We start from the raw sequence: 11900 nt of genomic DNA on the forward strand, positions 1-11900 counted from the left end.
TTTTAAGCTCATTTTGGTTTCCCCTTATCTATTCTTCTCTCTCAATAAGGCTGCGTAGCTTGCCGCCTTATCGGGTGGAGCAGTGAGGGATTTCTCATAACCTTTTTGGAAGCTTTTTTCGTACGCCCTTACAAACCTTTGTCCTAGTTTCCGCTGGGCGGCCTGTACCGCATCCATTTCCGGATGGGCATGAAGGTAGTCGTAGAATTTCTCCCCAGACGAAAAAGAGAGGTATACCTGTCGGAGAAGTCCTATTTTTATGAGGGGCCGTGCTATTTCCATCTTGTTGTCAATGCTCAGTTTGGAGCGCGGCATCTGCTGCCAAGCACGGGAGATCCTGAAGTTGTGACGGTCTTCAAGCCCCGAACGGATTCCTTCATAATATCCTTCTTCCATCCCCATCTGGACGGGGTCCGGCGGAGGCATGCCGTCTGTTTGAAAATCTCCGGTGAAAAGAAGGCAGGCAAATAGGAAAAAGGCTATAAGTTTCCGTGTCACAGCTTTTTTCCCCCTTTCTGGTTATTCTCTACTTTAGTTTAACCAGGCATTACCATCCTATGTAGAAGGTAAGGAGTGGAATCAGATGAATCTATTCTGGTTTCAGTTTAGTTTTTTTTATTTTAGCTGCTGGGTTTTTGGGAATATCCCCTTTTTTAGATTTATATTTCGACAATTTTCTGCATTCAAAGAAGTGTAAAAAAATTCATTAGAGATCAGAATTATAAAAAGTTTGTTGATTTTATTGACTTTGCCAGTCATTACAGTTGCTAGAGATGATATCAATTTTGGTAAAGTTATGAATTTGTCAAAAATTGTCCTTTTTTTTAGCTTTAATAACTTTCGCATTATTTGTAAAATATAAAAAAGTTAATAAACAATTGCAGGAATAACTAAATTTATTAGTAAAGTGGAATGAGAAGTTAAGATTATTAGTGAAAAAAGGAGAAAGAACAAAATGTACAAGTATACCATCTATGTAACACATCAAGGTAAAATTTATCAAACCAATGTAATAGCTACCAAAAACCAAACAGAAGAAGAAGTTTATCGTATTGCAAAAGAACAAGTTCTTAAACAATGGGAAAATTAAAGGATCCTAAGATTAAAAGGATTCGAATAGAACTACCATTTGAATAATAGATATTGGATAGCTTCCTTTACTTAAATAACGCGCTGCTAATAGTGGCTTTGAAAGATTTTATGAAGAATACTAATTATTATAAGAGGAGTTGGTAGGTTTATGAAGAATACTAATAACCTTACTTTAGAGGAATTGGAAAGACGTATTGCTCATTTTGAGGAACGTCTAATGGATTTTATTATTACCGAGGAACAAAGAGAGTTAATCAAAGAAAGTTTAAAGGAACTAAAGAATGCTAAAGAGCCCAAGGCTTCCTATACTTTTTAAATAACATAATACTTACAATGATCTTCAACAATCGGGCGCTTTTCCGGAAAGCGTCTTTTTTTAATGAGTTTTAGGCTATTGATAAAATCTTATCTTTGATCTTTACTTTGGTTATACTCATTGATAAGCAAAGTAAAGAAAAGGAGCTATTTTATCTATGGAAAGAATAATATTGTGGTCACTGCTCATAATCGGGATCACGCTATTGATTTATAGCTTAAGAAAACCACCTATCATAAAATGGATTGTAATTTTTGCATTGTCTTCATATTTTTCAACGTTTTTTGGTGTTCTTGTTGTAGAAGAGGAAATGCTCGAATATCCAGTGAGATTTTTAAGTAACTATTTTAGTTCCAGTCTTCTTTATGAATATCTTCTATTTCCAGTTGTTTGTATTTACTTTTATCAAACAACTTTTTGTTCGAGATATTTCAACATTGTACTACAAGGTATTTTGTACACCACTGTTTTAACGATAATTGAGATTTTGTTTGAAAGATATACCGAGTTAATTAAATACCATACATGGACATGGAAGTACACATTTATCAGCACCTTTCTTCTAATGTTGTTTATCCGTTTCCTTATGCATTTGATAAACAGGAAAGAAAGAAAATTATAGGTGCGGAAGGGAAAGATCAGTGCTGTCAATTATGGCAGCTTGTTTTTAGGTATAACTCAACACAGCTGAATGGATTGTCCTATGGCCAGACAACCCATTTTTTCTATTATTTATTTAATTCAACCGTTTCATTAATATCTGTCGATTTAGAACTTTGTCCTGTCATGCGTTTATAGAAAAAGGCGATTTTCTTCGTAAAATTACCGGTTTCCCAATATTCAGCTGCTTCTGCCTTTACCTTTATCAAAATAACGTTGGAATCATCATAAGAAGTTTACATAATTTTCTCATTTGCTTTGCTCCACAATTCCTTTTTCTTGTCTAAATCCTCAACGATTTCTGCTCTTCCACGGACGGAAACATAGGATTTACCTGCATAAGTCACATTAACATCTTGATCATGTAAAATTTCTTCATATTTATTAGTCGCTTTCTTAGTGAAAAACCATAAGTCACCATCAAACTCTATTTCTTGTGTTTTCATAGGACGTGAAACAAGCCCTTCTTCAGTTACCGTAGTCAGCATGGCCGTGTCTACGTCTTTGATTAACTCTCTTAATGTTTCCATTTCTTCTTGTTGCAACATGCTAGACATTTTCATCACCTCATTAAAGTTTACAGAGGTATGCTACCCTTTCCACCAACATTTATTCAGGTATGGCAGATACACTGCTAAAAAGTGGCAGTGTGTGTTTGAAGCTTTCGTAAAGAAAGAGTTAATAAAAATAAATGGTGAGAGGATGAAGAAAATTTGGAAGGAAGTAACCATATTATTCAGATAAAGCCTTGGGAGGATAATGACCTTGATTTGCTTTTTCTTATAAACGCTCCAGAAATGATGCAGCATCTTGGAGGTCCAGAGAGTAAAGAGCAGATTTTGAAGCGACATAAACGATTATCTTGAACTAGGTAATAGAGGACGTATGTTCAGTATTAAATTGTTACCAGAATTAGAACCAATAGGTTCTGTGGGTTATTGGCAAACTACTTGGAATAATGAGAGTGTATATGAAACTGGATGGAGCGTTCTACCATATTATCAAGGGAAAGGAATAGCTGCAAAAGCGGTAAAGTTAGCAATTGAAGAAGCATCTAGTGAGAACAAATACACATACATCCACGCATTTCCATCGATTGATAATCCTGCTTCTAATGCAATTTGTCGGAAGCTTGACTTTCAGTTTATCTCTGAATGCGAATTTGAATATCCTCCAGGAAGCTTTATGCGGTGCAATAATTGGCGTTATAACTTAATTGGACACTAGTTGAACTTTCAGTTCTTAATTTTTATAAAAGATCCAGATATTTAAGACCCAATTGATAGGTATGGAGGGAAGGAGCAGGGGCGAATAAAACAAACCATTTAACAGAGCCGTAAAAAAGACTGCCGGAAAATCCCAAGTTTTTCGGGTTTGTCGACAGTCTGACAACTTAATATTTAATAATAGTAGGTTGGTTCGTTCCTTTTCAATCTCCTTAAATGAACTTAAAACATACCGTTCTCGTTAGGGGATTCCTCAGGTAAGGGTTGTCCGATATCCCACAATTCAACGATTTGGTTATCTTTGAATCGAAAGATATGGACCACTGCCCCTCCGAGATCCTCTGGGTGCTGTCTTACATGTGAATGAACGGCTACGGTATCTTTCTCATGAATCACCAGTTTGACCTCAAAGATTTTGTTCGGATTTAAAGCTGCATTTTCTTCCATTGCAAGCATGAGCGAATCCGCATCTCCGCTGAAATAGGGGTTATGGTGACAAAAGTCGGGACCTACGTAACGCTGGAATGCTTCGCGGGCCTTCCCAGATGAAGCGAGCTGTAGAAAAGACACGGCCATCTCTTTGAATGAGAGGTTCGTTGTAATTGATTGTTCCATAGTCATTTTATTCCTCCATTTTCCCTCTTACCGATGTTGATCGAGAAGAATTTGATTTCCATCTGGATCCTCAATGATCATATGTGCGGGTCCAACAGTGCCTTCATCTGCCTCCGTCAGCATTTTTATACCTTCAGACTTTAGTTTCTTTTGGATGTCTCGAATGTCTGTAAACGTTTCGAGATTCTCTGCATTTTGATTCCATCCTGGATTAAATGTCAGAATGTTTTTTTTAAACATCCCTTGAAATAGCCCGATGACGCAATTTTCATTCTTCATAATCAGCCAATTTTGAGTAATATCACCGCCAAAAGCTTGGAATCCTAGTTTTTCGTAGAACGACTTGGATAAATGAATGTCCTTCACGTTTAAACTTACAGAAAATGCTCCTAGTTTCATATAATCTCCTTGTTTAAGTAATGTGGGTAAATCAAATTATTTAATTTAACTATAAATGAGAATGTTGAAATTCACAACATTTTCCATTAAGTGTAATGGAAAATCCCATAGCAACGATCACTTCCAAAGTATTAAAATTGAATTTTATCTGGCTGCACGTTATTAAAAGCATAATTTTACTTATTTTCACTATCGTCTATCCATTTATCAAATTTAGATTCAAAGTTCTTCCTTTCTTCATTCGACATTATCAAAGGAGATATAACCATATAACCCAAGATTCCTGCTGTTATAGAAAAAAAGAAATTCGCCATTAAGCCCATATCTTTTTGCCAAAGAAATAAAAATCCGAATACAATAACTCCTATTAAAATACTTAAAATTCCTTTTAAAAAAGCTTTATCCAATGCTACACCCCAATATAATAATAAAATTTTTATTTTTCTTCACATCAATTATACTATGGATGTTAAAATCTTCTGTTTTTTTATTAAAGTTTTTTCTTCAGCATATAGCTCCAATATTTACGAAAAAAGTCCAAATATTAAAGGGGGAAAATATTTTTAATAGAGGTGTGAGGAAAAAGAATGATAGGAGGAGAATTTTAACTGACAGAATGGTTATACTATCTCCATCATTTGGGGGTGGTTTGATAAAAATGTTAAAAATTCTAACGGTATTGTTAGTCCTAGTTTTTTCTCACTCTGGAATATTACATGCACAAACTTTTACAAAAGTATCCTACCCGTGTAGCGTGGTACTTCATCCAGTTAAGGGTATTCCCAATGCAAAAGGTACTACTTTAATCACCAAGGTTAAAAAACCATATACATCTTCACCAACGAGTCCTGTTAGAGAACGAAAGGGCGTAGGTATCTATGCGGATTGGCTTCCATTACCCTCTTCATTTGGACTGTATGACCAATATGAGGGATTTGCACAAATAAAAGGCGAAATCAGTTGGCGGTTTAAGCTGTATTTAGTTAAAGAGAACGTTCCAAGCTGGTTTGGCGGTAATCCATGGGTGGGTAAAATTGATGAGATTTCAGCGGAACTACCAGTTAATACAAGCGTAGAAGTACGTCTTTCAAATTCGAAAACTAACAAATTAGGACCAGTTATTTTGCAAAACACCCTTCACGGATGCCATAACTAGGGAATAATATTCCTCCTGTTATGGACAATAAATTTCCATTAGAATTTTAGAGCATTCCTTTTGAAAATAAGGAGTGCTTTTTAACTTTTTATCAGATCGGAAGAATGCTTTAACCAATAAAAATATAATTATAATCATTAATTATTTATTGTAAAACGATAAAACGGATGGTAAAATCATTTCAATAGAAAAAGAAATATCGCTTTTACAAAATTAGAATCAAATTCATAAAAGGGGAGTTACGCATGAATTTAACCATCCAAAGTGATTCTCAGAAAAAACCTTTGAAGATACAAATGATTAGATCGATTAAACAACTCGTTCGTTTTGGCTGGGAGCAAGCCCTTTCATGTTTGTTTCCTGTCGTTATTTTTGCCTCTTTGGCTATTACACAAATCATCCCACTTCCTTTTCTGCCGCGGTATGACTGGCTGCTCATTATTTGCCTTATAATGCAGTGGGGGTTGGTGCGTTCTGGGCTTGAAACACGGGATGAACTTAAGGTGATCACTTTGTTTCACCTTATTGGACTTACTCTTGAACTTTTCAAGGTGCATATGGGCTCTTGGTCTTATCCGGAGGAAGGATTTTCTAAAATTTTTGGAGTCCCTTTGTATAGTGGTTTCATGTACGCGAGTGTAGCAAGTTTTCTTTGCCAGGCGTGGAGGAGGCTTAAGGTTGAATTGGTGAAGTGGCCCCCGTTTTTGCTGGTAGTCCCTCTTGCCGCTGCGATTTATTTGAATTTTTTCACCCACCATTATTGGTTGGATGTTCGTTGGTGGTTAACAGGACTTGTCATCATCGTTTTCTGGCAATCGTGGGTCACATATGAGGTTGGTGGAACGCGTTATCGCATGCCTCTCGCGCTTTCTTTTGTACTCATTGGATTTTTTATATGGGTGGCCGAAAATATCGCAACGTTCTTTGGAGCATGGGAATATCCAAACCAAACCGATGCATGGAGTCTCGTTCATTTAGGAAAGGTGAGTTCCTGGCTCTTATTAGTAATCGTTAGTTTTCTGATCGTAGCGACGTTAAAGCAGGTTAAAGGGGAAAATTCCAACAGGATTGGGAAAGGCAATAGTAACAAAAGAAATAGAATCCATGATGAGATAGAATAACCATTCTGACTGATCTTCTTGATAATAATCCCTTAGGTATTAAAAACTTAAGGGAATTTTTTATCATTAGAGCGAATCTTTAATGCAATCTTAACAATGGATATAAGATTCAAGCAAACACCCATTGACAAAATGAACTGTAACGATTATATTTACAGTATGATAACTGTAATGGTTTTTGTTACATTTAATAAGTTGGCCAGAATATTACTAAGGAGTGTGTATGGCGATGGTAACTTTGTTTACGACACCAAGCTGTGGGTCTTGCCGAAAAGCAAAAGCTTGGCTTGAGGAGCATCAAATAGACTATATAGAAAGAAACATCCTATCTCATCCTCTTACAATCGATGAAATTAAATCGATTCTTCGCATGACAGAAGAGGGGACGAGTGAAATTATTTCAACGAATTCAAAGGCGTACCAAGATTTAAAGGTAGATATTGATACACTTCCGCTTAATCAATTGTATAAATTAATCATCGAACATCCCAAAATGGTACGCCGGCCAATTATCATGGACGAAAAAAGATTACAAGTGGGCTATAACGAAGATGAAATTCGGAGTTTCCTGCCGCGGAGAATTCGAAACTATTTGTATAACGAATTGCAAAAAGAAGCAAATTAAGGCAAAAAGCATGGTCTTTACAAGTAAAATTTACAAAAGGAGGAACAACAGATGATTGAAGTATTCGTAAAAGTATTATATAAGGATCGAAATTACCATACCAATGTCATAGTGGAAAAAGAGATGACCTGGGAAAAAATTAAACAGATTGCTGAAGAACAAGTGAAAAAGCAATGGGATGTTTAATGTAATAGACATAGTTAACGACATGCTTGACTAGCTAATCTGTAATGTTTATTATTACAGTAAGTTATGAATTTTTAAACTAGATGAGAAGTTTTTTGTCTTAGGAGGCAAGCTAATGAATAGTGATTTTACTCTTGCCATTCACAGTTTAACATTTCTTGCGTTACAGACGGACCGCATGTCCACTAGTGATGCGATCTCTGAAAGTGCTGGCGTCCATCCGGTTCGCATTCGAAAAGTTCTAAGTTTATTGAAAAAACATGGATTTATTAAATCCAAAGAAGGAACGGGCGGAGGATTTCTTTTTGCGCTTGACTTAAGTGAAGTAAATCTTTGGGATATCTATAAGATCACCTCTGAAGGGGCTCTGCAGCCCAAATGTCCTGAATCCAATGAAAAATGTATTGTCGGGGCAAATATGCAAAAAGTCTTATGCAGCATTTTCTTTGGTGTAGAAGAACACATGGGAGAATATTTAAGGGACTATACAATCAAAGAAGTCGTGGATCTTGTTAAAAAGCGCTAGTGACCGATAATTGGTTGAATATTTCTTTAATGGAAATGTAATAAAAAAGATTACAGATTAATTTACGATGCATATCCTGGTATTAAACGAAAAAAACAAGAAGGTGAAAATCGATGTTCTTCTATAATAATACAAATCTAAAAACGGGTGATTGGATTAAGGCAGAATCCCGGGAGGGTGAATTAATTATTGGTTATATTGATTCACTTTCACCGGAAGGTCTAGAAGGTGTTGTGAAAGTAACCGTTGTTACGAGTGACAATAAGCAAGCAATTGGAAAAACCATCCCTATTCTAAGTAAACGGGTGAAAAAACTGCCCGTTTCAAATGTAACCAATAAGGCACAAATTGAATTTCTCCTCGATCTGGCTTTATCAACGGGAGATAAGGAATGGTTTTTGGCGCTTTCTTCAGAGTTAAACGCAATGAAGCAGCTTGCAAATGGAGTACATTAAGCCTTACTGAGATTCAGGGCAGGTTTGTAAAAGAGGACAATAAATCAGGAAAATCAAATACGGATAAACTATATCCATAACGAAGGTAAGGTGATATAAAAGAACTTAGTGTCCGCATATCTCCTTACCTTTTATTTAATGTTATTTAGTATGGGAGGATATTGAGCGGTCAATAGATGAAGGCGGTTCCTCCATCCAACCATGCTTCATTAAAATCGATCCCCCATCTTTTGCAAAATCAAATTGGATCTCTCAAATTCCATTTTGATTTAAAATATTTGGTAAAACTTGATAAAGAAATATAGGCACTTTATAACTTATTTACAGGAGTTTTTTTCCTAATAGAAAGGTTTTTTCTAACATTTATAGAACATGTTCTATAAATGTTAAGGTGGGTGTTTGGATGCTTCAACACGAATATGGATGGGTTTGACAGACGAGAGGAACACTGTTAGATTTTTGTGGGAAAGTAGATTCTAATCATTTTACACAAACAAATGGTTTTGGTTGGCAAAGTGTAAGAGACACATTGGTTCATATAGCAGATTGCTATGTTGCATGGCTTGGCTCATTTGTTTTGCTGAAGACAAATAAACCACTTACTCCAAGGGAAAAATTACATAATCTCAGTTTAGAGGAAATAATATCACGATTTGATCAAGTAGATTCAATAGTAAATGAATTAATTGAACAACATGGACATAAATTAAACGTGCCAATTGAAAGAGAAATCCCTTGGAGAGAAGCATCTGAACTAGTAACTATTACTCCCGGTAAATTGCTAATGCACACTATAACACACGAGTTTCATCATAAGGGACAAATAGTAGCCATGCTCCGTCAAATGGGTTATGAGCCCCCAAATACAGATGTTTTAGGAACAGAAGATTAATATTTTCTAGACGTAATTGGGCGATGTATAATGGACATTGCCTTTTTTTGTTGATTTCCATTTCCTCCAAACAATCTAAATAGTGTGGTTAATCTTTCACAGATATTTTTTCATAGTTCCTTGGAAGACAGTGGTAAGAACAGCTTAACGCCCCGTTTATTAAATGGCAGGATTTTTAAATCTGCTATTAAATGACTGATGTAACCAGCCAAACACGAATAGAAAACACCATCAATCCCGATTGAAGCTTGGAAGTTGGAAGCAATAATCCCAAAGAACGCAGTGCCTAAAACCGAATGGGTATAGCTGCGATGAGAAGTAAAGGAGGCAATGACAATATAAATCCCTAGCAGAATTAACCATAGTTCTCCTAAAGAGAATCCGCCCGCCAAGACGGCAATTCCTGTGATGGTTAACATATGTCTTTGCTTAATGAAGGATGCAACCAAGACGATCAAACAGCCGATTCCAATCCCCAGCCATCTATCTACCATTGTTTTTTCAAAGAAACTATATAGAATCATAATCATTCCAATGATCATCGCAGAAAGTCGAATCACCTTATGCGACAAAGTAATTTTTTCACGAAGCTTCCCGTCAATATCTAGGTCAGGCATTAATCCTGAGACACTTCCTAATCCTACAAACAAGAGCGTCGCAGAAGGAGAAGTATGAAATGTATTCGCAACAATAAATCCAGTTGCTGCCCCAATTACTGCGTGTGATGTACCATTCAATTAAATTCCACCTCTATAAATTATTTATGTAGAAAATCAAATCTGACATAACTATTGTACAACAAAACATTTGTTCTGTTTAGAGATTTGTAGATTTTAAGTAGACTTTATGGATAATTAACATCAGCAGAAGTAATGGTAGTTAAAATAACAAAAAACACGCTGTGCAACTCAACGTGTTTTTTGCAAACTTCTTTTTTGATCATTATGAATCGACATTATTAATTGCCAGAAAGATTTAAAAATAGTCCGTCTAGCGGGTGCGGATAACGAAATTGTACTACTTCTCCCTTTGGAATTTCTGGTTTGACAACTACCGTGTGGCACTTTTCTTGATTTTCTTGAATTTTTGCTATTATTTGGTCTAAATTTCTCCCATCAAAATATGGTGGATAGTTTCGATCTAATTGCATACATTATCTCTCCTCTTAATTGAGGCAGCACAGCCATCATAGTATAGAACCTTAGACCTGTAACTTTGCGTCCCATTCTTTCGAAAGGTTTGCCTTTATCTAGTTTTGGTATTAAAGAACTAGATTAATAGTACTATAAAAAATATAAGAAACGAATATAAATAATTCGAAAAAATTCGACAAAAGATGATAAAGTCTAGTGATAAAAAGATAAAATACATTTTGCATTCAAAGCCTGCCGAAATTCGTGATTCATTCGGGGAGAGTGGGGGAGTTAATCTTTATTCCTTCTTTCCATTTCCTCCGAAAATAATTTTACCTTCTGCATTATAAACTGTTACCTTTACTGGCAAAGTAACTTTATCTTTCTGAAAAACAGCATACCAAACCCATAAGTGATCACGAACGAAAAACCTGTTTGGCTGGACGTTGCCTTCACTATTTATTACAATGGTCTTCGCCTCGTCTTCTGCAAAACCGTATATAACTGAAAAATTCTTTTGAACATGATTTTTAGCCCGCCAGTCTATTGGTCCTCGCTCGACTTTCTCTTCTTTGAACTCCTGGAAATCCATCATTGGAAAAATGAATTGTTTAAATTTAGTAAACTCTTTATTTGTAAGCACAGGCGAGATTCCAGAACTGTTCTCGGCAAAAACTAAATTAGAATGAGCATCAAACAAAAGAATTTTTTGGCAATCTCCAAATTGTGCTGTTACTCTTTCACAGATACTTTCTTCCAAGGAGGTAGTAGGAATATTAAGTTTAGCAGGAATTGCAGGTTTTGTTGGCCGTGATGACAAAAAATAAATTACCGCACCTAACCCTATACAGAGTACAGCTATTAAAATTTTTTTATTCATCCCAATCTCCCCTAATTGAAAATAATTTTTAAGTACTAAGTCAATTATATGATAAACTACACGCTGTCTAAGACACAGATTTAATATAAATGGATTTTAATTGGAATTTAATGGGGGTGGCTGTAGGATTTTGGGTAAGGGGGAGTATCAATGTTATCGCGTCTCATTCAGTTTGGAATTGCCATTATGGGTCTCGTTTTCTCTTGTAACCTAGGTGCGTTTCTTCATATGTAGAACGCTTTTTTATTAACGCAGCACGGCTGTAGAAATTTGATAGAGTATTGGCGGATGCTTTCTGCCAACGTTCACCAAGGTTCAGGTGTCCGATTAAAATGGGCGATCCGCCTTTTCTATTTTTTAACGGTTTTCAATATATTTTACAACATCACCGACCGTTTGGAGCGTTGCTGCAGTTTTTTCACTAATTTCAATCGCGAATTCATCTTCAATTTCCATCGTCAAGTTCACCATATCAAGCGAGTCTGCTTCGAAGTCGTCTTTAAAAGATGCCTCTAATTTGATATTCTCCATTTTCACACCGAGTTGATCGGCAATAATCGGCTTTAACTTTTCAAATATGGTCATTGGGTATCCTCCTAAGTATACATAGGCACCATT

Annotated in this window: 18 protein-coding genes, 2 pseudogenes and 1 riboswitch; of the genes and pseudogenes, 11 read left to right on the plus strand and 9 right to left on the minus strand. The window is 35.9% G+C overall.

Annotated features, from left to right (window positions below; translation table 11 throughout):
• Positions 1-24 precede the first annotated feature (24 nt).
• Entirely contained in the window at positions 25-498 is a 474-nt protein-coding gene (locus tag AC4QJR_RS12245; RefSeq protein ID WP_098576573.1) for a hypothetical protein, read from the minus strand.
• 457 nt (positions 499-955) lie between these two features.
• Here AC4QJR_RS12245 and AC4QJR_RS12250 point away from each other — a divergent pair, with 457 nt between their 5' ends.
• From AC4QJR_RS12250 to AC4QJR_RS12260, 3 genes are all read left to right on the plus strand, one after another.
• Positions 956-1090, plus strand: a complete 135-nt coding sequence (locus tag AC4QJR_RS12250) for a BA3454 family stress response protein (RefSeq protein ID WP_098576574.1) — start codon at positions 956-958, stop codon at positions 1088-1090.
• A gap of 150 nt (positions 1091-1240) precedes the next feature.
• Positions 1241-1408: a hypothetical protein gene (locus AC4QJR_RS12255; RefSeq protein WP_375376675.1), complete on the plus strand. Its 168-nt coding sequence runs from the start codon at positions 1241-1243 to the stop codon at positions 1406-1408.
• Positions 1409-1565: 157 nt separating this feature from the next.
• Positions 1566-2030, plus strand: coding sequence for a CBO0543 family protein (locus AC4QJR_RS12260; RefSeq protein WP_496526351.1), 465 nt, complete (start codon positions 1566-1568; stop codon positions 2028-2030).
• Between the two features lie 106 nt (positions 2031-2136).
• Here AC4QJR_RS12260 and AC4QJR_RS12265 read toward each other — a convergent pair.
• Positions 2137-2625 (minus strand): annotated as a pseudogene (locus AC4QJR_RS12265) (pyridoxamine 5'-phosphate oxidase family protein).
• A 156-nt stretch (positions 2626-2781) separates the two neighbouring features.
• Here AC4QJR_RS12265 and AC4QJR_RS12270 point away from each other — a divergent pair.
• A pseudogene (locus AC4QJR_RS12270) lies at positions 2782-3295 on the plus strand (GNAT family N-acetyltransferase).
• Between the two features lie 221 nt (positions 3296-3516).
• Here the strand turns inward: AC4QJR_RS12270 and AC4QJR_RS12275 are convergent.
• The 3 genes from AC4QJR_RS12275 to AC4QJR_RS12285 form a co-directional block, all read right to left on the minus strand.
• Positions 3517-3915 carry a nuclear transport factor 2 family protein gene (locus tag AC4QJR_RS12275; protein ID WP_098576576.1) on the minus strand — a complete coding sequence of 133 codons (399 nt, stop codon included), beginning with the start codon at positions 3913-3915 and terminating at the stop codon, positions 3517-3519.
• Between the two features lie 21 nt (positions 3916-3936).
• The gene (locus AC4QJR_RS12280; protein ID WP_496526352.1) at positions 3937-4308 is read right to left on the minus strand and encodes a VOC family protein; all 372 of its coding nucleotides are present in this window, start codon (positions 4306-4308) and stop codon (positions 3937-3939) included.
• A gap of 176 nt (positions 4309-4484) precedes the next feature.
• Positions 4485-4715, minus strand: coding sequence for a hypothetical protein (locus AC4QJR_RS12285; protein WP_496526353.1), 231 nt, complete (start codon positions 4713-4715; stop codon positions 4485-4487).
• Between the two features lie 251 nt (positions 4716-4966).
• On the opposite strand from AC4QJR_RS12285, the gene AC4QJR_RS12290 reads away from it, so the two are divergent.
• The 7 genes from AC4QJR_RS12290 (at position 4967) to AC4QJR_RS12320 (ending at position 9269) form a co-directional block, all read left to right on the plus strand.
• Entirely contained in the window at positions 4967-5464 is a 498-nt protein-coding gene (locus tag AC4QJR_RS12290; protein WP_496526354.1) for a YoqH family protein, read from the plus strand.
• A gap of 299 nt (positions 5465-5763) precedes the next feature.
• On the plus strand, positions 5764-6585 hold the full coding sequence (locus AC4QJR_RS12295; protein ID WP_496526668.1) for a DUF817 domain-containing protein: 822 nt from the start codon (positions 5764-5766) through the stop codon (positions 6583-6585).
• Positions 6586-6814: 229 nt separating this feature from the next.
• A complete protein-coding gene (gene spxA / locus AC4QJR_RS12300) occupies positions 6815-7210 on the plus strand; it encodes a transcriptional regulator SpxA (RefSeq protein WP_098576611.1) in 396 nt (131 codons plus the stop codon).
• A gap of 51 nt (positions 7211-7261) precedes the next feature.
• Positions 7262-7396 (plus strand): BA3454 family stress response protein, encoded by a 135-nt coding sequence (locus AC4QJR_RS12305; RefSeq protein WP_098576579.1) that lies wholly within the window; start codon positions 7262-7264, stop codon positions 7394-7396.
• Between the two features lie 115 nt (positions 7397-7511).
• Positions 7512-7922 (plus strand): RrF2 family transcriptional regulator, encoded by a 411-nt coding sequence (locus tag AC4QJR_RS12310; protein ID WP_251463122.1) that lies wholly within the window; start codon positions 7512-7514, stop codon positions 7920-7922.
• A gap of 113 nt (positions 7923-8035) precedes the next feature.
• Positions 8036-8377 (plus strand): IDEAL domain-containing protein, encoded by a 342-nt coding sequence (locus AC4QJR_RS12315; protein ID WP_098576581.1) that lies wholly within the window; start codon positions 8036-8038, stop codon positions 8375-8377.
• 448 nt (positions 8378-8825) lie between these two features.
• On the plus strand, positions 8826-9269 hold the full coding sequence (locus AC4QJR_RS12320) for a DinB family protein (protein ID WP_496526669.1): 444 nt from the start codon (positions 8826-8828) through the stop codon (positions 9267-9269).
• Positions 9270-9379: 110 nt separating this feature from the next.
• On the opposite strand, the gene AC4QJR_RS12325 is transcribed toward AC4QJR_RS12320, so the two are convergent.
• From AC4QJR_RS12325 to acpP, 4 genes are all read right to left on the minus strand, one after another.
• A complete protein-coding gene (locus tag AC4QJR_RS12325) occupies positions 9380-10006 on the minus strand; it encodes a metal-dependent hydrolase (RefSeq protein WP_496526355.1) in 627 nt (208 codons plus the stop codon).
• A 221-nt stretch (positions 10007-10227) separates the two neighbouring features.
• Positions 10228-10419 carry a hypothetical protein gene (locus AC4QJR_RS12330; RefSeq protein WP_496526356.1) on the minus strand — a complete coding sequence of 64 codons (192 nt, stop codon included), beginning with the start codon at positions 10417-10419 and terminating at the stop codon, positions 10228-10230.
• Positions 10420-10439: 20 nt separating this feature from the next.
• A riboswitch (cyclic di-GMP riboswitch) is annotated at positions 10440-10523 on the minus strand.
• 177 nt (positions 10524-10700) lie between these two features.
• Positions 10701-11282 (minus strand): hypothetical protein, encoded by a 582-nt coding sequence (locus tag AC4QJR_RS12335; RefSeq protein WP_496526357.1) that lies wholly within the window; start codon positions 11280-11282, stop codon positions 10701-10703.
• A 357-nt stretch (positions 11283-11639) separates the two neighbouring features.
• The gene (acpP, locus tag AC4QJR_RS12340) at positions 11640-11867 is read right to left on the minus strand and encodes an acyl carrier protein (protein ID WP_098576585.1); all 228 of its coding nucleotides are present in this window, start codon (positions 11865-11867) and stop codon (positions 11640-11642) included.
• Positions 11868-11900: the final 33 nt, after the last annotated feature.

This window comes from Neobacillus sp. BP17 (genome assembly GCF_059579525.1).